The following is a 22,868-nucleotide window of genomic DNA, read 5'->3' as shown; positions in this document are numbered from 1 at the left end:
ACCCTGTCGACAGGATCACCAGAGCATCCTTGTCCGACCGGACGATGCCCTATCCCAGCGCCGCGGCCAGCAGGTCGAGCGCGTGGTCCACCGTCGCCCGCCGCACCGCGTCGCGGCCGCCGGGGAAGACGCGCCGCTCGGCCAGCGTCGCGCCGTCCTTCCGGGCGAGGCCGAACCAGACCGTGCCGACCGGCTTCTCCGCCGATCCCCCCTCCGGCCCGGCGATCCCCGTCACCGCCACCGCGAGATCGGCCCCCGCCCGCGCCCGCGCGCCCTCGGCCATCGCCCGCGCCACCGTCTCGCTCACCGCGCCCTCCCGCGCGATCAGCCCGGGCTCGACGCCGAGCATCGCCACCTTCGCGTCGTTCGCGTAGCTGACGAAGCCGTGGCCGAACACGGCGGACGCGCCGGCGATATCGGTCAGGGCCGCGGCGATCATCCCGCCGGTGCAGCTCTCCGCCGTCGCGATCGTCCGCCCCGCCTCCCGCGCCCGCCCGATCACGGCTGCCGCCCTCGGGTTCACAGCCCCGTCCCTGGCCAGACGAGGCGCAGCGCCGCCAGCACGATCGCGGCGAAGGCGCCGGCGATCCAGTCATCCGCCATGATCCCCAGCGCGTCGTGCCGCGCGTCGGCCAGGCTGATCGGCCAGGGCTTGCGGATGTCGAAGACGCGGAACAGCAGGAAGGCGAGCAGCACGCCCGAGCCGGTCAGCCAGGGCAGGCCGAGCAGGGCGATCATCTGCCCCGCGACCTCGTCGATCACGATCCAGCCGGGGTCGCGCCCCGCCATGCCGGTCCGCGGAATCGCGATCATCCCCGCCGCGCTGGCGATCACGATCCCGGCGGCGAGCGCGACGGTGCCGTAAGTATAAAGTATGCCGCCGGCGAGCAGCCCGAGCAGCGCGCCCGCGGTGCCCGGCGCGCGGGGCACGAAGCCGATGCCGAGGCCCGAGGCCACCGCCCTTCCCAGCACGTCCGATGCGCTCACCGCGACGCGGTCCACCGCACCACCGGATCGGTCGCCGGCTTCCCTTCCAGCGCGCGATAGATCACGATCCCCTCCGTCACCCGTTCCACATAGTTGCGCGTCTCCCCGAACGGGATCTCCTCGATCCACGTCACGAGATCGACGCCGCCCTGCGCCTTCGGCATGCGCGGGTCGCCATTGGCGGCGATCCATTTCTCGACGTTGCGCGGCCCGCCGTTATAGGCCGCGATCGCGAGCGGCAGGCAATCGCCGAAGCGCTGCAGCAGACGGGCGAAATACGCCGAGCCGAGGGCGACGTTCCGCGCCGGGTCATCGACCAGCGCGCCCGGCGGCAGCGCGAGTCCGGACTGCCGCGCCACCTCCCGCGCCGTCCCCGGCATCAGCTGCATCAGCCCCTCCGCGCCCGAGGGGCTGGTCGCGCGCGGATCGAAACTGCTCTCCTGGCGGATCAGCGACAGGATCACGCTGCGCGGCGGCGGCGCCGGCGGCGGCGGAACCGTGGCCGCGGCGGGTTCGAGGCGCGGCTGCCCCGGCGCCGGCAGCAGCCCCGGCGGGATCGGCCAGCCGAGATGCACCAGCATGTCCCCCGCCGTCCCGGCCATCCGCGCCACCATCACCGAGGCCGAAACCTGGCCGATCCCGTCGGCCAGCCGCGCGTCGAGATAGCGGTCGGCAAGGCTCGGGCTGAGTTCGGCCATCCGCAGCAGGAAGGCCCGCGCCCGGCGCGGCGCGCCCATCTCGGCCAGCAGCACGGCGGCCTGCGGCAGTTCGCGCTCGGCGAAGGCGGTGGCCTGCCCCGTCGTCAGCCGCGGCGGGCCGAGGGCGCGGATCCGCGCCGCCAGCTGCGCCGGCGTTTCCCCCGCCTGAAGGGCGGCCAACTGGCCGTAGAACGTGTCCGGCCAGGCGGCGGCGCGCAGCAGGTCGGCCCGCGCCGCCTGGCCGCTCTCGGTCTGCGCCAGCCAGTAGAAGGCGCGGGCGCGGGTGATCACCGCGGTCGAAAGCCCGCGCAGCCGAACGAACCAGGGCCGCGCCGCGGCCGGCTCGTGCAGCATCCGCAGGGCGATGAACCCGGCGAGGAAGTCGCGGCCGGCCCGCGCGTCCTCGCCCGGCGGCCGCGCGGCGGCGACCAGCGCATAGGCGTCCTTCGCATCGCCGGCGGCGAGCAGGTCGCGCGCGAAACTCTCCCGCCGCCGCCAGAGCAGCGCGCGCGCCAGCCCCGTCGCCTGCTTCTCCGCCTCCGCCCCCAGCGCCTGCCACAGCGCGAGCCGCGCGGCCTGATCCTGTGCCGCGGCGAGTTCCGCGAAGAACAGGAACGGCGTCGCCCGCTGCGCCGTGGTCAGCGCCGCGACCGCCGCCTGCGCCTGCCTGCCGCCATGCGCGAGGGCGATGAAGGCGCGCGCGGTCGCGGCCTCGCCCGCCGGCAACTGGTCGAGCAGCATCGTCGCCACGTCGAGCTTCCCGGCGATGGCGAGGCGCGAGAACCGCGCCCAGTTGGTCTCCGGCGTCAGCAGCGCGGCGTATTTCGCCTCGAACGTCGCCGCGCCGGCCGGGCTGTCGAACCCGTCGATCCAGGCGCGCCGGGCGAAGCGCGCCGCCTCGCGCGGCGCCACCTGGTCGAGGGCGGCGGCGCAGCGCGCATTGGCGGCGGCGGTCTCGGGCAGCCGGGTGCGGCATTCGCGCCGCACCGTGGCGTCGTCCGGGTCGGCGGCCAGCGCCTCGTTCCACCGCCGCGCCAGGATTCCCTGCTCCGGCCAGTCGGGATATCTGGCCATGAACGCGGCGATCTCGGTCTCGCTCGCCGCCCCGGGGTCGAGCACCCGGTAATAGGTCACAAGCCGCGCCACCAGCCGGTCCGGCTGGGCGGCGGCCAGCGTTTCCGCCTCGGTCCAGTGATTGGCGCGGATGTCGTTCATGATCCGGGCGAGGGCGGGGGCGGGCTGCAGCGGGGCGGCGATCGCGACCGCGCCCAGCGGCGCGGGGGCGGCGCCGAGAGCGAGCAGGGACGTCAGCAGCAGCAACATCCGGACCATGCGCGAACCAATAGCAGGACTGCTCCCGCGCTCCCATACCTTGCCGCCGCCGAATGCTGCGAATAGGTTACGCGCACTCACGGAGAACACAATGTTTCACGGCTCACTGGTCGCGCTGGTCACCCCGATGCACGAAGACGGTCGCATCGACGAGGCGGCGCTCGAACGTTTCATCGAATGGCAGATCGCCGAGGGCACCAACGGCCTCGTCCCGGTCGGCACCACCGGCGAATCCCCCACGCTCAGCCATGACGAGCACAAGCGTGTGGTCGAGATCACCGTCGAGGTGGCGAGGAAACGCGTCCCGGTGATCGCCGGCGCCGGCTCGAACGCCACGCGCGAGGCCATCGGCCTCGCGAAGCACGCCGAATCCGTCGGCGCCGACGGCGTTCTCGTCGTCACCCCCTACTACAACAAGCCGACGCAGGACGGCCTGCTCCGCCACTTCACCGCGGTCGCCGACGCGATCGGTATTCCGCTCATCATCTACAACATCCCGCCCCGCTCGGTGATCGACATGAGCGTGGCGACGATGGCCCGCCTCGCGCAGCACCCCAACATCGTCGGCGTGAAGGACGCGACGGCGAACCTCACCCGCCCGCTGCACACCACCGCCGCCTGCGGCGCGTCGTTCTGCCAGCTCTCGGGCGAGGATCACACCGCGCTCGCCTTCCTCGCCGCCGGCGGCGTCGGCTGCATCTCGGTGACCGCCAACATCGCTCCGCGCCTCTGCGCCGAGATGCAGGCGGCCTGGCGCGCCGGCGACCTGAAGACCGCGATGGCGATCCAGTCCCGCCTGCTGCCCCTGCACGATGCGATGTTCGCCGAGAGCAATCCCGCCCCGGCGAAATACGCCGCCTCCCTGCTCGGATTCGGCTCGGAATTCTGCCGCCTGCCGCTCGCCCCGCTCGCCGAGGCGACGAAGGCGCAGATGCGCGCCGCGATGACCGGGCTCGGGCTGCTCGCCTGATGGCCGAGCCCCGGAAATCCGGGCTGATCTCCCACGGGATCGCGGCGCAGAACCGCAAGGCCCGGTTCAACTACACGATCAAGGACACGGTCGAGGCGGGCATCGTCCTGCGCGGCGCCGAGGTGAAGTCGCTGCGCATGGGCCGCGCCACGCTGTCCGAGGCCTTCGCCGGCGAGCGCGACGGCGAGATGTATCTCTTCAACATGTACATCCCCGAATACCAGGGCGGCGTGCTCTCCCGCTTCGACACCAAGGGCCCGCGCAAGCTGCTGCTCAAGCGCAAGCAGATCGACCAGCTCCTCGGCGCCATCGCCCGCCAGGGCTCGACCGTCGTCCCGCTCGACGTGCATTTCAACCCGCGCGGCCTCGCCAAGGTCACGCTCGGCATCGCCGAGGGCCGCAAGCAGCACGACAAGCGCCAGGCCATCGCCAAGCGCGACTGGGAACGCGACAAGGCCCGCATCCTCAAGAACCGCTGACCCCCGCCGCGCGCTGGACCGCGAGCCCCTTCACCCCATATCATCGTCCGGCCCGGAAGGAGAACGGCGATGGACGAAGCGGACAAGCAGGGAAACGACGGACCGGAAATCAGCCTGATCGGCCAGATCCGCGACAAGCTGATCGGCCGCAAGCAGGACTGGTCGCGCGAGGGGCGGGGCCTGACCGGCGCCACCGCGCCGCCGGCGCAGCGCCTCCCGCCCGGCCAGCGCCTCGTCACCGACTGGCCGGTGCTCGATCTCGGCGTCCAGCCCGAGGTGCCGAAAGCCGCCTTCCGCCTCGCGATCGACGGCGCCGTCGCCAATCCCGTCACCCTCGACTGGGACGGGTTCATGGCCCTGCCGCAGCAGGACAGCGTGTCGGACATGCACTGCGTCACCACCTGGTCGCGCTACGACAATCACTGGCGCGGCGTGTCGATCCGCACCATCCTCGACCTGGTGCGGCCGCACCCGGAGGCGACCCACGTCCTCTTCGAATCCTATGACGACTACACGACCAATCTCCGCCTCGACCAGTTCGCCGCCGAGGACTGCTACCTGGTGCACAGCTGGGAGGGAAAGCCGCTGACCCGCCAGCACGGCGGCCCGGTGCGGGTGCTGGTGCCGCGCTACTATCTCTGGAAATCCGCCAAATGGGTCCGCCGCATCACCTTCGCGACGGCCGACCGCAAGGGCTTCTGGGAAACCCGCGGCTACAACAACAACGCCGATCCCTGGGCCGAGGAACGCTACGCCTGAACCGCCCGCCTTCACGCGCGGCCCGGCTTCGGCTACCAGTCTGCTCGAACAGGCCATCCAATCAGGAGAGACGCGATGATCAAGGTGGGCGACAGGCTCCCGGCCATGAAGCTGATGACCCCCGGCGCCGAGGGACCGCAGGAGATCGACACCGGCGAACTGTTCGCCGGCAAGACGGTGGTGCTCTTCGCCGTTCCCGGCGCCTTCACCCCCACCTGCAGCGCGAAGCACGTTCCCGGCTTCCTCGAGCATTACGACGCGCTGAAGGCGAAGGGTGTCGACGAGATCGCCTGCATCGCGGTGAACGACGTGTTCGTGATGACCGCCTGGGCCGAGAGCCAGAAGGCCGGCGGCAAGGTCACCTTCCTCGCCGACGGCTCCGGCGCCTTCACCCGCGCCCTCGGCCTCGAGCTCGACCTCATCGCCCGCGGCCTCGGCGTCCGCAGCCAGCGCTATGCCCTGGTCGCGCAGGACGGGCTGGTGACGCACCTCGCCATCGAGCAACCGGGCGGCTTCGAGGTCAGCCGGGCCGAGGCGGTGCTGGAGGCGCTCGGCGGCTGAGCCTGCCCGCGTGACGGCCTGCCGCAGCCCGGTCCTCAGCGTCGTCGTTCCCTGCTATCGCGAGCAGCCGAACGTCGCCCCCATGGTCGCCGCCCTCGATGCCGCCCTCGCCGGCATCGACTGGGAGGTGATCTTCGTCGACGACGACAGCCCCGACGGCACGGCCGACGCAGCCCGCGCCCTGGCGCGGACCGACACCCGCGTCCGCTGCCTCCGCCGCGTCGGCCGCCGCGGCCTGTCCTCGGCCGTCATCGAGGGGGCGCTGTCCAGTTCCGCCCCCTTCGTCGCGGTGATCGACGGCGACCTCCAGCACGACGAGACCATCCTCCCCGCGATGCTCGACGCCGTGCGCGCGGGGGCGGACATCGCGGTGGGCAGCCGCCACGTCGGCGGCGGCGACGCCGCCGGCCTCGCCTCGCCGCTGCGCCAGCGCCTTTCCGCCGCCGGCATCGGCCTCGCCCGGAAACTCGCCGGTGTTGCGATCTCCGACCCGATGAGCGGCTTCTTCCTCCTCCGCCAGTCGCTGTTCGAGGACCTGGCGCACCGGCTGAACGGGCAGGGCTTCAAGATCCTGCTCGACCTGCTGCTCTCCGCGCCGGCCCCGCTGAAGGTCGCCGAACTCCCCTACCGCTTCCGCCCCCGCGCCGCCGGCGAAAGCAAGCTCGACATCCTGGTGATGGTCCAGTTCGCCGGCCAGTTCGTCGACCGCGCGCTCGGCGGCATGGTGCCGCTGCGCTTCATCGCCTTCGCCCTGGTCGGCCTGTTCGGCATTTTCGTGAACCTCGCGGCAATGCAGGCGAGCCGCGCCGCCGGGCTCGGTTTCGGCCCGGCGCAGACGCTCGGCACCATCGTCGCCATGGTCGCCAATTTCGAGCTGAACAACCGCCTGACCTACCGCACGATGAAGCTGCGCGGCGTGCGCTACTGGCAGGGTCTCGTGCTGTTCATGCTGGTCTGCGGCCTCGGCGCCATCGCCAATATCGGCATCGCCGGCGCGCTCTATCATCGGGGCGACGCCAACGGCCTCGCCGCCAGCGCCGCCGGCTCGGCGATCGGCGTGGTCTGGAACTACGCGGTCTCCGCCACCCTGGTCTGGCGCGTGTGATGAGCGCGCAAAAGTCGTGCGTGCGATGAGCGCGCAAAAGCCGTGCGTGCGATGAGCGCGCAGAACCGATGCGTGCGATGAGCGCGCCGGACCGGTCCGGGCGATGAGCCGCCAGGCCTGGCTGGCGGCCCTGGCCGGCCTCACCCTCCTCCGCCTCGTCCTCGCCGCCCTCATCCCGCTCTCGCCGGACGAGACCTATTACTGGCTGTGGTCGAGGCACCTCGCCACCGGCTATTACGACGACGCGCCGCTGATCGCGCTCTGGATCCGGGCCGGCACGTTCATCGCCGGCAACGGCGCGCTCGGCATCCGTCTGCTCTCGCCGCTCTCCGCCGCGATCGGCACGCTGCTGCTCTGGCGCGCCGGCGAGGATCTCTTTCCCAACCGCCGCGCCGGCCTCACCGCCGCGCTCCTGCTCAACGCCACCCTGGTGCTGAATGCCGGCGCCATCATCACCACGCCGGACACGCCGCTCCTGCTGTTCTGGACCGCTTCGCTCTGGGCGATGGCGCGCTGGCTCGCCACCGGCGACGACCGCTGGTTTCTCGCCGCCGGCCTCGCCGCGGGGCTCGGCTTCGAGGCCAAATACACCGCCGCCCTGCTCTTCGTCGCCATCGGTCTGTTCATGCTCGCCACGCGCGAGGGCAGGGCGGGGCTGCGCCGACCGCTGCCCTGGCTCGGGCTGCTGCTCGGCCTGCTGGCGATGCTGCCGGTGGTCCTGTGGAACGCGGCGCATGGCTGGGCGAGCTTCGCCAAGCAGGGCGGCCGCTCCGCGCATCTCGACCTGGCCGGGACGCCCGGCCACCTGCTCGGGCTGATCGGCGGGCAGGCCGGCCTCGCCACCCCGATCGTCCTCGGCCTGATGGCCTGGGGCGTCTGGTCGCTGCGGCGCGACCGTTCCGCCCCCGCCCGCCTGGTCCTGCTCGCCGTGCTGGTGCCCGCCGCCGTCTTTGTCGAGCACACGCTCTCCGGCCCCGTGCAGGCGAACTGGCCCGCCATCCTCTACCCCGCCGCCGCCCTCGCCGCCGGCGCCATCGCCCCGCGCATCGCCCGCGCCTGGCTGCGGGCCGCCGCGGCGCTCGGCTTCCTGCTCGCCGTGATCGTCTGGCTCCAGGCCGCCGCCGCCCCGTTCCCGCTGCCCCCGCACCGCGACCCGACCGCGATCCGCCTCGCCGGCTGGCGGGCGCTGGCGCGCGATGTCGCCCGCGCCGCCGCCTCGCGCCACCTCACCGTGATCGCCAGCACCGACTACAGCACCCTGTCCGAACTCGCGCACGACCTGCCGCCCAGCTTCGCCGTGGTCGGACTCGGCCCGCGCTGGCGCTTCTTCGCCGCCCCGCCGGCCGCGCCGGGCACGCCGGTCCTGCTGGTCGAACCGTCCTGGCTCGCCGGCTTCGCCGCAAGCGAGGTCGCCGCCGCCGTCCCCGCCGGCCATGCCGCCCGCCGCCGCGCCGGCGTCGCGATCGAATCCTACGCCCTGTCCGCCGCCCGTCTCGCCGCCGCCCCCGCCGCACTCATGAGGCCCAAGCAATGACCCGCCTGCCCACCGCCGAGGATGTTCTCGCCGCCCACGCCCTGATCGCCCCGCACATCGTCCGCACCCCGGCGCTGCGCTCTCCCGCGCTCGACGAGCGGACCGGCGCGGAGGTGTTCATCAAGGCCGAGCCGCTGCAGCGCACCGGCAGCTTCAAGCTGCGCGGCGCGACCAACGCGATCCTGCGGCTCGCCCCCGCGGCGCGCGCGGCCGGCGTCGTCGCCTATTCCTCGGGCAATCACGGCCAGGCGGTGGCCTGCGCCGCCGCCGCCCTCGGGATTCCCGCCACCATCGTGATGCCGCGCGACGCCCCCGCCATCAAGCGCGACTCGACCGCCGCCTGGGGGGCCGACATCGTGCAGTACGACCGCCGCACCGAGGACCGCGAGGCGATCGGCGCCGCCATCGCCGCCCGCACCGGCGCCGCCCTGATCCCCCCCTACGACCATCCGGACGTGATCGCCGGGCAGGGCACCCTCGCCCTCGAACTGGTGGAGGATGCGCGGGCGGCGGGCGCCGAACTCGATCTCGTCTTCGTCTGCACCGGCGGCGGCGGCCTGACCGCCGGCTGCGCCCTCGCCCTCGAACACGCCTCGCCCGCGACCCGGCTGATCGCCGTCGAGCCCGAGGGCTGGGACGATACCGGCCGCTCGCTGGCCGCCGGCACCCGCCTCGCCAACGACGGCGCGGGCTCCGCGCTCTGCGACGCGCTGATGGCGATGACGCCCGGCGAACTCACCTTCGCGCTCAACGCGCCCCGCCTCGCCGGCGCCGTCGCCGTCGGCGAGTCGCAGGTGCTCGCCGCGATGGGCTTCGCGCTGCGCCATCTCAAGCTCGCGGTCGAGCCCGGCGGCGCGGTGGCGCTGGCGGCGGTGCTGGCCGAGGCGCTGCCGCTCGACGGCCTGGCGGTGGGAGTCGTTCTCTCCGGCGGCAATGCCGATCCCGGAACGCTGGCCCGCGCCCTCGAAGTCACCTGCTGACGGTCTCCGATTCAGCCTTTTTTAACCCCCACCCCCGATACTCCGCCCCGAAAGGTGACAAGGGGTTCATGGCGCAGCGCAAGAAGAAGGGCGGCAAGGGGGGCGATCAGGCGGTCAACCTGATCATCCGCCGCGAGGAGATCGTCGAGGGCGGCCATCACGGCGGCGCCTGGAAGGTCGCCTATGCCGACTTCGTGACCGCGATGATGGCCTTCTTCCTGCTGATGTGGCTGATCAACGCGACGACCGAGGCGCAGCGCGTCGGCCTCGCCGACTATTTCAGCCAGGCCAACGTGCTCAACCGCGCCGCCTCCGGCGAGGGCAAGCCGTTCGGCGGCAGCACCCCGTTCGACAAGGGCGCCCTCTCGTCGGATCGCGGGGCGGTGCGCGTCACCGTCGGCCACAACCCGGTCTCCTACCAGGTGCCGCACACGCCGCAGGGCCAGCAGATCCGCCCGGATCATCCCACCGGCAACGACATGGTGAACACCTCGCCCGGCGCCGGCCACAAGCCGCGTGCCTCCGGCGCCACCGCGTCGAACGCGGCGCCGAAGCCCGCGCCCGAGTTGCAGAAGCCCGCTTCACCCGCCGCCGGGGCGCGGTCCGCGCCGTCCGGCGAGAAGGCCGCCGCCGGCACCGGCGGCGCCATCGGCGGCCTCGCCCCCGGCAATCTCGGCGAAGCCCGCTTCAGGACCGCGGGTTCCGAGATCCGGCAGATGATGGCGCAGGACCCGGATCTGGCGTCGCTCTCGAAACAGGTCAGCGTCCACGTCACGCCGCGGGGCCTGCGCATCCAGATCATGGACGCGCACAAGCGGCCGATGTTCGCGCTCGGCTCGGCCCGGCCGAACCCGATGACGCTGGAACTGCTCACCAAGATCGCGCCGATCCTGTCCCGGCTGGGCGACCGGATCCGCATCGCCGGCTACACCGATGCCCGGCCCTATGTCGCCGGTCCCAAGGACAACTGGGACCTGTCCGTCGAGCGCGCGAACGCGACGCGCGCGGTCCTGGTCAAGGCCGGCTTTCCGAAGCGGCTGATCGCGCGCGTGAGCGGCTATGCCGACCGAAAGCTGCTCATCCCATCCAATCCGCTGGCGGCAGCCAATCGGCGGGTGGGAATACTGGTGGTGCGTCCGGCACTGCCGGAAGGGGTCAAAACAGATGGTGCCAAGGCGCCATGACCCGAACGGAGATGCAATGTTCTGAGATTTCGGTGAAATATGCTCACTTTGGGAGGCGTTGCATTCCTGCTCGTCTGCGTGTTCGGCGTCTTTATCGTGACGGGCGGGGCGATCGGTCCGCTGCTGAAATCGATGCCCTTCGAACTCATCACGATCGGCGGCGCCGCGGTCGGCACCTTCGTGGCCGGCAACTCGATGCACGACATCAAGCACACGCTGGCCGGCTTCAAGAAGGTGCTGCGCGGCGGCGCCTTCAAGAAGGCCGACTACACTGACCTGCTGTGCCTGCTGTTCTACCTTGTCCGCCTCGCCGCGACGCGCGGCGCCATGGCGCTGGAGCCGCATATCGAGCGTCCGGAGGAAAGCCCGGTCTTCAAGCACTTCCCGGCCATCCTCAAGAACGAGGAAGCCACCGCGATCATCTGCGACTATCTGCGGATGGTCGGCATGAACGCCGACGATCCGCACCAGATCGAGGACGTGATGGCCCGCGAACTGCGCAAGACCCTGGCCGAGGAGCTGCACGGCGCCCACACGCTGCAGACGATGGCGGACGGCCTGCCCGCGCTCGGCATCGTCGCCGCGGTGCTCGGCGTGATCAAGACGATGGCGCATATCAGCCAGCCGCCCGCCGTGCTCGGCGAAATGATCGGCGAGGCGCTGACCGGCACCTTCCTCGGCGTGCTGCTCGCCTATGGCGTGGTGGGGCCGCTCTCGGTGCGGCTGCGCGGCGTGGTCGAGGAGGATTCCCGTTATTTCGAGGTGATCCGCGCGGTGCTGGTCGCGCATCTGCACGGCAACGCGCCGCAGGTCAGCGTCGAGGTCGGCCGCAAGATGGTGCCCAACCTGTTCATGCCGACCTTCCAGGAACTGGAGGAATCCGTGGAGTCCCTCAAGATCGCCGCCTGACCGTCCTCAACCCTGGCCGCCGAGATGGCGCTGCATGATCACCACGTCGATCCAGCGGCCGAACTTGAACCCCACATCGCGGAGCGTCCCCACCCGCTGGAAACCGAGACTGGCATGCACCCCGATCGAGCCGACATTCTCCGAATCGCCGATCACGGCGAGCATCTCCCGGAATCCGGCGGCGCGCGCCTCGTCGAGCAGCCGCGCGACCAGCGCCTTGCCCACCCCCTGGCCGCGCACGTCCTCGCGCACATAGACGCTGTCCTCGGCGGTGAACCGGTAGGCCGAGCGGGCGCGGTACTGGTCGAAATAGGCGAAGCCGAGAATGCCCGTCGCATCGGCGGCGACCACCCAGGCGCGTCCCGCGCCGGTGACCTCGCGAAACCGCGCCGTCAGCGCTTCGAGGGAGGGCGGCACCTCGTCGAACGTTCCGGTCCCCTCCAGCACGTGATGGGCATAGATCGCCTGGCAGGCGGGCAGGTCTTCCGGGGCGGCGGGGCGGATATCCATGGTCGCGTGCTCCTTGGCAGATCGCTGCCTGATCCAGCACCGCCGGGGCCGAAACGCAAGACCCGTTTCGCGGCGGGTTCAAATCTATGGAAAAAGCGTCCGCACATGTGCTAACGGAGTGTTGAATGTTTGATTTGATATTTGATTTCGTAACCGGGTGCGGTTTTGGCACCCCGCGGCGCCGGTTCACGGCGTGGCAGACCGGCAGGCGCGCCCCGGACGAAAGATCTATCGCAACGGGGAAAGATCTTGTCTGATGAGCGAGACAATCGAGCCGGTGGATGCCGCGCCGGATGGCGGCAGGGAGCTTCACGTGCGCGTGCTGGCGGTCAGGGCCGCGGCCCGGTTCCACGGAATCGACCTCGATCCTGAACTCCTGCGCAAGGAGGGCGGCGGCGCGCCGCCATCCTCCGCCGGTCTCGTCGAATGGACGCGCGATGCCGGGCTCTGGGCCCGCGCGATCCGCGTCAATTTCCGCCAGCTCCTCAAGATCGAGACGACGGCGCCGGTCATCCTGCTGCTGAAGGATGGCGGCGCGGCGATCATGGTCGCCGCCGACCGCGAGCGCGCCGTCGTGTTCCTGCGCGACCCCCGCGCCCCGCAGGGCACCGCGCCCGTCCCGGTCGACGAGCTGCAGCTCGGCCAGCTGTGGGACGGCACGGTGCTCCTCGTCCGCGGCGAGCGCGGCGAGGACGATGCCGAGCCGGTCTTCAACTTCGCGCTCCTCTTCCGCATGGTCTGGCGCGAGAAGCGCATCCTGCGCGACATCGCGATCAGCTCGGTCACGCTCACCGTGCTGCAGGTGATCCCGGCGCTGCTGGTCATGGTCGTGCTCAACTCGGTGATCGAGTACCACGCGATGAACACGCTGGCGCTGATCTCGATCGTCTTCGTCATCGCCATCCTCTGGGAGGCGGTGCTCACCTGGGGCCGGCAGATGATGCTGGTGATGCTCTCCACCAGGCTCGACGCCCGGCTGAACCTGATGATCTTCGACCGGCTGATGACGATCCCGATCGAGTTCTTCGAGCGCAACCAGGCCGGCCAGATCGGCTACAAGGTCGGCCAGATCTACCGCGTGCGCGACTTCATCACCGGCCGGCTGCTGACCACCTTCATCAACATCTTCATGATCGCGCTGGTCCTGCCGATCCTGTTCTACCTCAACGCCTTCCTCGCCTGGACGGTGCTGATCGCCTCGGCCACCATCGCCGTCATCATCACCGCCTTCCTGCCCGCGCTCGCCCGGCTGACCGGCCGCATCATCGAGGCCGAGAGCCGGAAGGGCGCGGTGCTGGTCGAAAGCCTCTACGGCGTGCGCACGGTCAAGGCGCTGGCGCTCGAGAAGGTCCGCTCCGATGACTGGGACGGCCGGGTGGCGCTCACCAGCCAGCTCAATCTCGAGATGGGCCGGCTCTCCGCCTGGCCGCAGGTGCTGTCGCTGCCGCTCGAGCGCTACGCGACGATCGGCGTGCTGCTGCTCGGCGGCTATGTCGCGCTCACCTCGCAGAACCCGCTCGCCGCCGGCTCGCTGGTCGGCTTCATGCTGCTCGGCGGCCGCGTCGCCGGCCCGCTGATCTCCTTCGCCCGCCTCGTGCAGGACGCGCAGGAGGCCCGCGCCGCCGTCGGCATCGTCGGCGAGGTGCTGAACCGGCCGACCGAGCGCCGCGCGATGAACACCGGCCTGCGCCCCGCCTTCCGCGGCGCCGTCGCCTTCGAGGAGGTCACCTTCACCTACGAGGGCGGCAAGACGCCGGCGCTGAACAAGGTCAGCTTCTCGATCCCCGAGGGCACCATGCTCGGCATCGTCGGCCGTTCCGGCTCGGGCAAGTCGACCATCACGCGCCTGCTCCAGGGCATCAACCGCGACTATCTCGGCGCCGTGAAGATCGACAACACCGAACTGCGCGAGATCAATCTCCGTCATCTGCGCAAGAGCTTCGGCGTCGTCCTGCAGGACAATTTCCTCTTCCGCGGCTCGGTGCGCGACAACATCATCGCCGGCCGTCCCGGCCTCACCTTCGAGGATGCGATCCGCGCCGCCCGCCTCGCCGGCGCGGAGGAATTCATCGAGCGCCTGCCCCAGGGCTACGAAACCTTCGTCGAGGAGGGCTCGCCCAACCTCTCGGGCGGCCAGAAGCAGCGCCTCGCCATCGCCCGCGCCCTGATCGCCGATCCCCGCCTGCTCATCCTCGACGAGGCGACGAGCGCGCTCGACCCCGAAAGCGAGGCGCTGATCAACGCCAACCTGCTGCGCATCGCCCGCGGCCGGACGATGGTGATCGTCTCCCACCGTCTCGCCTCGCTGGTCGATTGCGACATGATCCTGGTCATGGATGCCGGCCGTGTCGTCGATATCGGCCGGCACGCCGATCTCGTCGAGCGTTGCGCGATCTACCGCCATCTCTGGCTCCAGCAGAACCGCCACATGAATCCCGAAGGAGGCCGCCATGCGCCGACCCCGACCCTCGCGCAAGGCGACTGACCGGCTGCCGCCCTCCGGCGGCAGCCTCGCCCTGGCCGATCCCGCCTCGCTGTCGGACCTGCCGCTGCCGCTGCTGGAATTCCAGTCGCCGACGGCGGCGGTGATCGCGACGCCGGTGTCGATCGTCTCGCGCTACACCATGCTGCTCGTCACCGCCCTGGTGGCGACGCTGATCGCCGTCGCGGCCGTCGTGCGCATTCCCAAGGTGGTCTCGGCGCCCGGCCGGCTGGTCTCCACCGCCCCGAACGTCCTGCTCCAGCCCTTCGACACCTCGATCGTCCAGGCGATCGACGTCCACGAGGGCGAGATCGTCCACAAGGGCGAGATCCTGGCGAAGCTGAACCCCACCTTCGCCAGCGCCAATCTGCGCGCGCTGAGCGCCGAGGTGATCCAGCTCGCCGCCCGGCGCGACCGTCTCGCCGCCGAGGCGGGCGGCACCACCTACGCGCCGGCGCATCCCAACGCGGCGCAGCGTCTCCAGGCCGCGATCTTCCAGAGCCGCAAGGCCGAGCGCATCTACACGATCGAGAATTACGACCAGAAGATCGCCGAGCTGCGCATGATCATCGCCAAGAGCGACAGCGAGGCGGGGTTCTACCGCAAGCAGGTCGGCGTGGCGAAGGATGTCGAGCACATGCGCGACCAGCTCCAGCGCATGCAGGTCGGCAGCAAGCTCAACTCCCTGCTTGCCCGGAACGACCGGCTGACCGTGTCCAGCTCGCTCTCCAGCGCGCTGGCCACCGCCGCCGCCGGCGAGCGCGACCTCGCCGCCCAGCAGGCCGAGCGCGACGCCTATGAAAAGAAATGGATCGCCGATGTCGGGGAGAAACTCGCCGAGACCGACAGCAAGCTGATCGCCACCGAGCAGGACCTCGCCAAGGCGCGGCTGCAGAGCCAGCTCGTGGTGATGCGCGCGCCGCGCGACGCCATCGTGCTCACCGTCGCCCATGTCTCGGTCGGCTCGGTGCTGCGGTCGGGGGCCAAGTTCATCACCCTGGTGCCGCTGGACGCCCCGCTCGAGGTCGAGGCCGATATCAGCGGCGCCGAATCCGGCCATGTCCATGTCGGCGATCCGGTCACGGTGAAATTCGCCACCTTCGATTACCTGCGCTACGGCACCGCCCGCGGCACGCTCCGTTCGGTCAGCGCCGACAGTTTCAGCTCCGACCAGCCGCCGGCGGAGGGCGCCTCGCCGCTGCCCAACCGGCCGCGCGGCCTCTACTACAAGGCCCGCATCTCGATCGACAGGCTGATGCTGCACGGCGTGCCGCCCAGCTTCCGCCTCACCCCCGGCATGCCGCTCACCGCCGACATCAAGACCGGCCGGCGCACCATCCTCTCCTATTTCATGACCAAGCTGCTGCCGGTCGCGACCGACAGCATGCGCGAGCCCTGAGGGGGGCATCCCGCGCCGATGCGACTGCTGGACCATCTGGCGGCGCTTTCGCCGCCCAGGGCCCTCCGCCGGGCGCGGCGCCTCGCCGCCGCCGGCGCGCGGGCGCGGGCGGCGCGGCTCTACAGCGTCGCCGCCGCCGCCGGACTCGTCGAGGCGCAGAACGAGGTGGCGCACGCCTATCTCGCCGGCACCCTGTTCCCGCGCAACCCGGCCGAGGCCGCGCGCTGGTTCCGCGCCGCGGCCGAGGCCGGCCACGTGCCGAGCCAGTGCCGCCTCGCCAGCCTGCACCTGCAGGGGCTGCGCGCCGCCGCGTCCGGCCCCGGCCTGTTCCCGGACGATCACTGGGCCGCCGATGACGCCCCCGGCGCCGACTATCCGGCGGCCCTGGCCTGGGCCCGCAAGGCGGCGGACTCCGGCTCGGCGGACGGCCAGTCCCTGCTCGGCTTCATCCTCGCCAACGGCCCCGAGGGCATTCTCGACCGCGACGCCGCGCTCGACTGGTACCGCAAATCCGCCGCGCAGGACTGGCCGCAGGGCCATCTCGGCCTCGGCATGCTGCTGATGTCCCGCGCCGACACGGCGGAAAAGACGATCGAGGCGATGGCCCCGATCGAGCGCGCCGCCGAGGCCGGCCTGCCCACCGCGCATTTCCTGCTCGGCGTCATCCACGAGCAGGCGGTCGGCGTCCTGCCCGATCCGTCGCGCGCCCTGATGCACTACCGCAAGGCGGCGATCCACGGCATCCGCAACGCCCAGGCGAAGCTCGGCGCCATGCTGCTCGCCGGCAGCGGCTGCGCGCCGGACCCGGTCGAGGGCGAATCCTGGCTCCGCCGCGCCGCCGTCGCCGGCGATCCCGAGGCCGCCGCCCTGGTCGGCGATCTCTACGCCCGCGGCGGCGACCTGCCGCCGAACTATGCCGAGGCGGCGATCTGGTTCCGCGCCGCGGCCGAGGCCGGCCACCGCACCGCCGCCCGCGCCCTCGGCATGCTCTACCTCACCGGCGCCGGCGTCGTGCGCGATGCCGACGAGGCGGCGCGCTGGCTCGCCCGCGCCGCCAGCGGGGGCGATGCCGCCGCCCAGGCCAACCTCGCCAACCTCATCCTCCACCGCCAGGTCCGCAGCGCCTCGGTCGATGGCCTGCCGATCCACGAATGGTTCGAGCGCGCGGCGGGCTCCGGCGACGCGATCGGCGCCTTCAACTACGCCGTCTGCCTCACCGAGGGCATCGGCGTCGCGCGCGACGAGGCGAAGGGGGCGATGTGGCTGCGCCGCGCCGCCGAAAACATCGTCAACGCGCAGTACTGGTATGGCCGCATGCTGCTGGAGGGCAGGGGCGTTCCCGCCGATCCCGAGGCCGCCTATGGCTGGATCAGCCGCGCCGCCGACACCGGCATGACCGACGCCCTGGCGCTCCAGGCCGAGATGAAGCTGCATGGCCGCGGCACCGCGCGCGACCATGCGGGCGCGCGCGATCTCTTCCTCCGCGTCGCCGAAACCGGCCATCCCGGCGCCATGTTTGCCCTCGGCGCCCTGCATGGCGGCGGGCACGACATTCCGGTCGACCGCGCGGCGGCGCTGCACTGGTATCGCCGCGCCGCCGAGGCGAACCACCCGCTCGCCCAGCTCATGCTCGGCCGCTGGCTGCGCAAGGGGCTGGCCGGCCCGCCGGAGCCGGCGGAGGCCGAAACCTGGCTCCGCCGCGCCCTCGCCCAGGGCGTCGAGGAGGCGCGGTCCGACCTTGTCGACCTTGCCGCCGGGCCGGAACCCGCCGCCAGCCGTGCCGCCGGGGACTGACGCCGCCTTCGCGCGCGTGCGCGACCGCCGCAACGACGAAGCGGTGGACGCCTGGCGCCGCGCCCGCCTCGCCATCGCCGCCGGCGATCCGGCGGAGGCGGCGTTCTGGCTCGACCGCGTCTGCCGCCTCGCGCCGGATGACGGCCGCCCGCGTTACGAGCGCGCCCTCCTGCGCGCCGCGACCGGCGATCCCGAGGCCGCCGCCGCCCTCGCCGACATCGCCACCCGCTTCGACCATGCCGGGGCCTGGATCGCGCTCGCCCGCCTGCGCCATGCCGCCGGCGCGCATGACGAGGCCGCCGCCGCTCTCGCCGAACTCCTCGCCCGCCACGAGGTTCCGCCGGCGCTCGACGATGGCGGCCGGTTCGAAACCCTCGCCACCGCCATCGCCCGCGCCGCCGGGTTCGCCGGCTGGCGCGGCATCGCCGAGGGCCGGCGCGTCGGCGACGGTCCGCACGGCGCGAATCTGCTCGGCGCGCCCGACCTCGCCGCGATCCGCCATCACGACGGCATCGCCATGCCGGCGGGGCAGGGGATCGAGGGCTGGGTCGCCCATCCCGCCGCCCCCTGGCGGGTGCCGCGCCTCACCCTGGTCGACCGCGCCGGCACCCGCCGCGCCCTCACCCCGCGCCGCCGCCTCGGCCCGTCCGACCAGCGGCCCTTCGTCGAGCGCCACGGCTTCCGCATCGGCCCGGCGCGCCTCGCCGGTCTCGTCCCGCCCTTCATCCTCGAAACCGCGTCCGGCGCCGCCCTCGCCGGCACGCCGATCGACCCCGCCGCCCTCGCCGCGCTGAAGCCGGCCCGCATCCGCCGCCGCCGCCCCGTCCTGCCGCCGCGCGCCCCGCTCTGCGCCGTCATGCCCGCCTATCGCGACGCGGCGGCGACGGCGGATGCCATCGCCTCCTTCCGCCGCGCCGCCCCGCGCTGCCCGCTGGTGGTGGTGGACGATGCCTCGCCCGAGCCCGCCCTCGTCCGCCTGCTCGATGAAGCGGCCGCGGCCGGGCGCATCGCGCTCCGCCGCCACCGCCGCAACCGCGGCTTCCCCGCCGCCGCCAACGCCGGCATCGCCGCCGCCCGCCGCCTCGTCCCCGGCTGCGACATCCTGCTGCTCAACGCCGACATCCTGCTGCCGCCGCGCGCCCCCGCCCGGCTGCACGCCGCGCTCTACCGCGCGCCCGACATCGCCAGCGTCACCCCGCTCTCGAACGAGGCGACGATCATGAGCTACCCGGCCCGCCAGGGCGGCAACCCCGCGCCGGACCTCGCCGCCACCACCCGGCTCGACGCGCTGGCCCGCCGCGTCAACGGCGCCGCCCTGGTCGACATCCCGACCGCGATCGGCTTCTGCATGGCGATCCGGCACGACGCGCTCGACGCCATCGGCGGGTTCGACGCCACGCTCTTCGCCCAGGGCTACGGCGAGGAGAACGACTGGTGCCGCCGCGCCGCCCTGGCCGGCTGGCGCCATGCCGGCGCGCCCGGCATCTTCGTCGCCCATCGCGGCGGCGCCTCCTTCGGCGCCACCACCGCCGCGCTCTGCGCCCGCAACCTCGCCGTCCTCGAACGCCGCCATCCCGGCTACGCCGCCCTCATCGCCGCCCATCACGAGGCCGATCCGCTGCGCGACGCCCGCCGCCGGCTCGACCTTGCCCGCTTCGCCGCCGGCCGCGTCCGCCACGGCGCGGTCGCCCTCGTCGCGCATGACCACGGCGGCGGCATCGCCCGCGTCGTCGCGGCGCGGATGGCGGCGCTGCGGGAGGCCGGGCTGCGGCCGATCCTGCTCAGCCCCGACCTGATCCGCGCGGACGGCTCGATCGCCGGCACCGGCCCCGCCCGCCTCGCCGATGGCGGCGCCGAACCGTTCCCCAACCTCGTCTTCGATCCCCGCACCGGGATGCGCGCCCTCGTCGCCCTGCTCCGGCGCGAGGGGGTGCGCCATGTCGAGTTCCACCACACGCTCGGCCACGACCCGGCGATCCTCGCCCTGCCGGCCCGGCTCGGCGTCCCGGCGGATCACGTGGTCCACGACTACGCCCATTTCTGCAAGCGGGTGAACCTGATCGGCCCGGCCAGGCGCTATTGCGGCGAACCCGGCATCGACGGCTGCGAAACCTGCCTCGCCGCCGCCGGCAGCGCCTTGGCCGACCCGATCGCGCCCGCCGCCCTGCGCGCCCGCTCCGCCGCCGCCTTCGCCGCCGCCCGCCGCGTCGCCGCCCCCTCGGCCGATGCCGCCGCCCGCCTGCGCCGCCATTTCCCCGGCCTCGCCGTCGCCGTCACCCCCTGGGAGGACGATGACGACCTGCCGCCGCCCCGCCCGCCCGCGCCCGGCGCGCCCCGCCGGATCGCGCTCGCCGGCGGCATCGGCCCCGCCAAGGGGTTCGACGTCCTGCTCGCCTGCGCGCGCGATGCCGCCGCCCGCGCCCTGCCGCTCTCCTTCGTCCTCGCCGGCACCAGCGAGGACGATGCCGCGCTGATCGCCACCGGCCGCGTCCGCGTCACCGGCGCCTATGAGGAGGGCGAGGCCCAGGCCCTGCTGCGCGATGCCGGCGCCGCCCTCGGCTTCCTGCCCTCGATCTGGCCGGAAACCTGGTGCTTCGCCCTCGGCGAGCTCTGGCGCGCCGGGCTCTACGTCCTCGGTTTCGACATCGGCGCCCCGGCCGCCCGCATCCGCGCGACCCGGCGGGGCGACGTCCTGCCCCTCGGCCTGCCGCCGGCCCGCATCAACGACATCCTGCTCGCCTGGCAACCGCCCGCGCCCGCCGCCCGTCCTCCGGCCCTGACGGCCGCATCCCTTTCCCCCGCCTGACAATGGAGACACGCCCCATGGCCAAGACCCCGGCCCCCGCCCGCAAGACCCCGACCCGCGCCGCGTCCCGTCCCGCTGCGTCCCGTCCCGCTGCGGCCCGCCCTGTCGCGCCGCCGCCGGCCGCCGCCCCGGCGCAGGCCGCCGCGAAGGCCGCCGGCGTCGAGGAGCTGAAGGTCTCCGCCCACATGATGACGCTCGATGCCGGCCTGTTCTGCATCGTCAACGAGGCGAATCCCGCGGCGGCGCAGCGCGGCGGCCTGCCCGGCGTGCGCGTCTCGCCGCCGCCGCTCGCGCCCGACAGCGTCGAGATCCTCGCCTTCCGCCCGGATGGCTGGCTCTCCGGCCTGGGCGATGCCGCGCTCGTCCGCGTCGCCCGCGGCCCCGCCCGGGTGATGGTGACGGTCTACCAGCTTCCGGGCCAGGCCGATTCGGCGCCCCGCCTGCAGGTGCTCCGCCTCGCCGCCGCCACCGGCGCGCCCGCCGCCCCGCCGGTCCCGCCGCCGGCCGCCGTCCCGGTCGCCGCCGTCCCCGCCGCCCCGGTGCGGATGGACCTGCTCGCCCATATCCAGACCCGCGGCGATGTCGGCGCCCGCTTCGGCGACTGGCTGGGCGAAGCCGGGTCCGGCCACTGGATCGAGGGCATCGCCATCGCCGCCCCCGAGGGCATCGACCCGGCCGACCTCACCTACCAGGCGGTGCTCGGCCGCGGCTGGCTCTCCCCCTGGGTCGAGGCCGGGCACTATTGCGGCAGCCGCGGCATGGCGCTGCCGCTGCTCGGCTTCCGCGTCCGCCTGCAGGGCGAGGCGGCGAAGCGGTTCGACCTGCGCTGCGAGGCAACCTTCATCGACGGCTCGAAGACCCGCCCGGTGGGCAACGACGAAACCTGCGAGTCCGAGAGCCTGGCCGCGCTGGAGTCGATGCGCGTCACCCTGCTGCCGCGCGCGGCGGCGAAACCCGCCCCCCGCGGCCGCCGCTGAGCCGGGGCGCGCCGTGAAGTTCCTCTTCGTCCACCAGAACTTTCCGGGCCAGTACCTGCACATCGTGCGCGACCTGCTGGCCGAGGGCGGGCACGAGATCGTGTTCATGACCGAGCCGAACCGCAACGCCATCCCCGGCGTGCGCAAGGTCACCTACGCGGCGCCGCCCCGCGTGCCGGACGGCGTCCACCCCGCCGCCCGCGAATACGACATGGCGATGCGCCGCGCCGAGGCCGGCTATGCCGGGGCGATGCAGATCCGCGCCCTCGGCTTCCGGCCGGACATCATCGTCGGCCATCACGGCTGGGGCGAGATGCTCAACCTGTGCGACGTGTTTCCCGGCGTGCCGATCCTCGGCTATTTCGAGTTCTACTACCGGATCGACGGGACGGACGTGAACTACGATCCCGAATTCCCGATGCCGCCCGAGCGCTTCGGCGCGGTGCGGGCGAAGAACGGGGTGAACCACCTCGCCTTCGCCCTCGGCCAGCACGGCCAGACGCCGACCGAATGGCAGCGCAGCACCTATCCCGCGTGGATGCACGGCCGGCTCTCCATCGTCCGCGAGGGGGTCGATCTCGGCATCTGCCGCCCCGATCCCGCCTTGCGCCGCCGCACCCTGAAGGTCGGCCCGCTCAGCGTCGCGCCGCGGCAGAAGCTCATCACCTATGTCGCCCGCAACCTCGAACCCTATCGCGGCTTCCACACCTTCATGCGCGCCCTGCCGCGCATCCTCGCCGCCCGCAGCGACGTGGTGGTCTCCCTCGTCGGCGGCGACGAGATCAGCTACGGCGCGCCGCCGCCGCAGGGCAACTGGCGCGGCGTGATGATGCAGGAACTCGCCGGCCGGATCGACCTCTCGCGCGTGCATTTCCTCGGCCGCGTCGAATACGAGGACCATATCGCCCTGCTCCGCCGGTCGGACGCGCATGTCTACCTGTCCTACCCCTTCGTCGCCTCCTGGAGCCTGCGCGAGGCGATGGCGGTCGGCGCGCCGATCGTCGGCGGCGACACGCCGACCGTCACCGAATTCATCGCCGATGGCGAAACCGGCCTGGTCGCCGCGAATCTCGACCCCGATTCGGTGGCCGACGCCGTGCTCCGTATGCTGGAGGAGCGCGACCTCGCCGCCCGCCTCGGCGAAGCCGCCCGCGCCTATGCGGTCGCAAATCTCGATCTCGCCCAGTATCTGCGCGATTTCCGCGCCGAGATGGCCCGCGTCGCCGGCCGCGACATCGTGCCCGAGGCGCCGTCGCCGCGCCCTGGCGCCAAACCGGCGCGCGCCGTGAAGGCCGCCGCGGCAAGGCCGACCGGTGCGAAAGCTTCCCCGGCGAAGCCCGCCGCCGTAAGGAAGGCGGCGGCCGCGAAACCCCGGGCGGCCGCGCGCCGGCGCTGAACCTCG

The 22,868-nt window shown here is 72.7% G+C and carries 19 protein-coding genes; 15 read left to right on the top strand and 4 right to left on the bottom strand.

Features of this window, described 5'->3' with window-relative positions; translation table 11 throughout:
- Nucleotides 1-49: 49 nt before the first annotated feature.
- From ACRY_RS12025 to ACRY_RS12015, 3 genes are read right to left on the bottom strand one after another with little or no spacing between them, the layout of a single operon-like run.
- Nucleotides 50-523: a CinA family protein gene (locus tag ACRY_RS12025; RefSeq protein ID WP_012039711.1), complete on the bottom strand. Its 474-nt coding sequence runs from the start codon at nt 521-523 to the stop codon at nt 50-52.
- Nucleotides 520-987, bottom strand: a complete 468-nt coding sequence (locus ACRY_RS12020) for a phosphatidylglycerophosphatase A (RefSeq protein WP_231295247.1) — start codon at nt 985-987, stop codon at nt 520-522. Before ACRY_RS12020 ends, ACRY_RS12025 begins: the two co-directional genes overlap by 4 nt.
- Entirely contained in the window at nt 984-3,017 is a 2,034-nt protein-coding gene (locus tag ACRY_RS12015; RefSeq protein WP_012039710.1) for a lytic transglycosylase domain-containing protein, read from the bottom strand. Before ACRY_RS12015 ends, ACRY_RS12020 begins: the two co-directional genes overlap by 4 nt.
- 91 nt (nt 3,018-3,108) lie before the next feature.
- Here ACRY_RS12015 and dapA point away from each other — a divergent pair, with 91 nt between their 5' ends.
- From dapA to motA, 9 genes are all read left to right on the top strand, one after another.
- The gene (gene dapA / locus ACRY_RS12010; protein WP_007423390.1) at nt 3,109-3,987 is read left to right on the top strand and encodes a 4-hydroxy-tetrahydrodipicolinate synthase; all 879 of its coding nucleotides are present in this window, start codon (nt 3,109-3,111) and stop codon (nt 3,985-3,987) included.
- Complete coding sequence (gene smpB / locus ACRY_RS12005) at nt 3,987-4,466, top strand: SsrA-binding protein SmpB (RefSeq protein ID WP_007423391.1); 480 nt, start codon at nt 3,987-3,989, stop codon at nt 4,464-4,466. The genes dapA and smpB overlap by 1 nt, the downstream gene beginning before the upstream one ends.
- A gap of 69 nt (nt 4,467-4,535) precedes the next feature.
- Complete coding sequence (locus tag ACRY_RS12000) at nt 4,536-5,225, top strand: sulfite oxidase-like oxidoreductase (RefSeq protein ID WP_007423392.1); 690 nt, start codon at nt 4,536-4,538, stop codon at nt 5,223-5,225.
- Between the two features lie 75 nt (nt 5,226-5,300).
- Complete coding sequence (locus tag ACRY_RS11995) at nt 5,301-5,786, top strand: peroxiredoxin (RefSeq protein ID WP_012039709.1); 486 nt, start codon at nt 5,301-5,303, stop codon at nt 5,784-5,786.
- A gap of 10 nt (nt 5,787-5,796) precedes the next feature.
- On the top strand, nt 5,797-6,891 hold the full coding sequence (locus tag ACRY_RS11990) for a glycosyltransferase (RefSeq protein WP_012039708.1): 1,095 nt from the start codon (nt 5,797-5,799) through the stop codon (nt 6,889-6,891).
- A gap of 103 nt (nt 6,892-6,994) precedes the next feature.
- Entirely contained in the window at nt 6,995-8,425 is a 1,431-nt protein-coding gene (locus ACRY_RS11985; protein WP_012039707.1) for an ArnT family glycosyltransferase, read from the top strand.
- On the top strand, nt 8,422-9,405 hold the full coding sequence (locus ACRY_RS11980) for a threonine ammonia-lyase (RefSeq protein WP_012039706.1): 984 nt from the start codon (nt 8,422-8,424) through the stop codon (nt 9,403-9,405). Before ACRY_RS11985 ends, ACRY_RS11980 begins: the two co-directional genes overlap by 4 nt.
- Before the next feature lie 68 nt (nt 9,406-9,473).
- On the top strand, nt 9,474-10,589 hold the full coding sequence (locus ACRY_RS11975; RefSeq protein ID WP_012039705.1) for a flagellar motor protein MotB: 1,116 nt from the start codon (nt 9,474-9,476) through the stop codon (nt 10,587-10,589).
- Between the two features lie 39 nt (nt 10,590-10,628).
- Nucleotides 10,629-11,498, top strand: a complete 870-nt coding sequence (gene motA / locus ACRY_RS11970; RefSeq protein WP_007423895.1) for a flagellar motor stator protein MotA — start codon at nt 10,629-10,631, stop codon at nt 11,496-11,498.
- Between the two features lie 6 nt (nt 11,499-11,504).
- Here motA and ACRY_RS11965 read toward each other — a convergent pair whose 3' ends face one another.
- A complete protein-coding gene (locus ACRY_RS11965; RefSeq protein WP_007423896.1) occupies nt 11,505-12,008 on the bottom strand; it encodes a GNAT family N-acetyltransferase in 504 nt (167 codons plus the stop codon).
- A 256-nt stretch (nt 12,009-12,264) separates the two neighbouring features.
- Here ACRY_RS11965 and ACRY_RS11960 point away from each other — a divergent pair, with 256 nt between their 5' ends.
- From ACRY_RS11960 to ACRY_RS11935, 6 genes are read left to right on the top strand one after another with little or no spacing between them, the layout of a single operon-like run.
- Entirely contained in the window at nt 12,265-14,493 is a 2,229-nt protein-coding gene (locus ACRY_RS11960) for a peptidase domain-containing ABC transporter (RefSeq protein WP_007423897.1), read from the top strand.
- Nucleotides 14,459-15,889, top strand: a complete 1,431-nt coding sequence (locus ACRY_RS11955; protein WP_007423898.1) for an HlyD family type I secretion periplasmic adaptor subunit — start codon at nt 14,459-14,461, stop codon at nt 15,887-15,889. The genes ACRY_RS11960 and ACRY_RS11955 overlap by 35 nt, the downstream gene beginning before the upstream one ends.
- Before the next feature lie 18 nt (nt 15,890-15,907).
- Entirely contained in the window at nt 15,908-17,683 is a 1,776-nt protein-coding gene (locus ACRY_RS11950) for a tetratricopeptide repeat protein (RefSeq protein ID WP_012039703.1), read from the top strand.
- Nucleotides 17,628-20,489 carry a glycosyltransferase gene (locus tag ACRY_RS11945; RefSeq protein WP_012039702.1) on the top strand — a complete coding sequence of 954 codons (2,862 nt, stop codon included), beginning with the start codon at nt 17,628-17,630 and terminating at the stop codon, nt 20,487-20,489. Before ACRY_RS11950 ends, ACRY_RS11945 begins: the two co-directional genes overlap by 56 nt.
- A 17-nt stretch (nt 20,490-20,506) precedes the next feature.
- Complete coding sequence (locus ACRY_RS11940; RefSeq protein WP_155856369.1) at nt 20,507-21,466, top strand: hypothetical protein; 960 nt, start codon at nt 20,507-20,509, stop codon at nt 21,464-21,466.
- A gap of 13 nt (nt 21,467-21,479) precedes the next feature.
- A complete protein-coding gene (locus tag ACRY_RS11935; protein WP_012039700.1) occupies nt 21,480-22,862 on the top strand; it encodes a glycosyltransferase in 1,383 nt (460 codons plus the stop codon).
- The last annotated feature ends 6 nt before the right edge of the window (nt 22,863-22,868 follow it).

The sequence above is a fragment of the Acidiphilium cryptum JF-5 genome, assembly GCF_000016725.1.
Classification (GTDB): Bacteria; Pseudomonadota; Alphaproteobacteria; order Acetobacterales; family Acetobacteraceae; genus Acidiphilium; species Acidiphilium multivorum.
Note: the sequence above shows the minus strand (reverse complement) of the source record. Positions and strands in the feature narration are given on the sequence as shown.

Excerpts from the sequence above, each read along its gene's own strand:
- motA (WP_007423895.1), top strand. The coding sequence starts at position 10,629 with ATGCTCACTTTGGGAGGCGTTGCATTCCTGCTCGTCTGCGTGTTCGGC.
- ACRY_RS11955 (WP_007423898.1), top strand. The coding sequence starts at position 14,459 with ATGCGCCGACCCCGACCCTCGCGCAAGGCGACTGACCGGCTGCCGCCC.
- ACRY_RS11985 (WP_012039707.1), top strand. The coding sequence starts at position 6,995 with ATGAGCCGCCAGGCCTGGCTGGCGGCCCTGGCCGGCCTCACCCTCCTC.
- ACRY_RS11980 (WP_012039706.1), top strand. The coding sequence starts at position 8,422 with ATGACCCGCCTGCCCACCGCCGAGGATGTTCTCGCCGCCCACGCCCTG.
- ACRY_RS11975 (WP_012039705.1), top strand. The coding sequence starts at position 9,474 with ATGGCGCAGCGCAAGAAGAAGGGCGGCAAGGGGGGCGATCAGGCGGTC.
- ACRY_RS11940 (WP_155856369.1), top strand. The coding sequence starts at position 20,507 with ATGGCCAAGACCCCGGCCCCCGCCCGCAAGACCCCGACCCGCGCCGCG.
- ACRY_RS11950 (WP_012039703.1), top strand. The coding sequence starts at position 15,908 with ATGCGACTGCTGGACCATCTGGCGGCGCTTTCGCCGCCCAGGGCCCTC.
- ACRY_RS11960 (WP_007423897.1), top strand. The coding sequence starts at position 12,265 with ATGAGCGAGACAATCGAGCCGGTGGATGCCGCGCCGGATGGCGGCAGG.
- ACRY_RS11995 (WP_012039709.1), top strand. The coding sequence starts at position 5,301 with ATGATCAAGGTGGGCGACAGGCTCCCGGCCATGAAGCTGATGACCCCC.
- ACRY_RS12015 (WP_012039710.1), bottom strand. The coding sequence starts at position 3,017 with ATGGTCCGGATGTTGCTGCTGCTGACGTCCCTGCTCGCTCTCGGCGCC.
- ACRY_RS12000 (WP_007423392.1), top strand. The coding sequence starts at position 4,536 with ATGGACGAAGCGGACAAGCAGGGAAACGACGGACCGGAAATCAGCCTG.
- ACRY_RS11965 (WP_007423896.1), bottom strand. The coding sequence starts at position 12,008 with ATGGATATCCGCCCCGCCGCCCCGGAAGACCTGCCCGCCTGCCAGGCG.
- smpB (WP_007423391.1), top strand. The coding sequence starts at position 3,987 with ATGGCCGAGCCCCGGAAATCCGGGCTGATCTCCCACGGGATCGCGGCG.
- dapA (WP_007423390.1), top strand. The coding sequence starts at position 3,109 with ATGTTTCACGGCTCACTGGTCGCGCTGGTCACCCCGATGCACGAAGAC.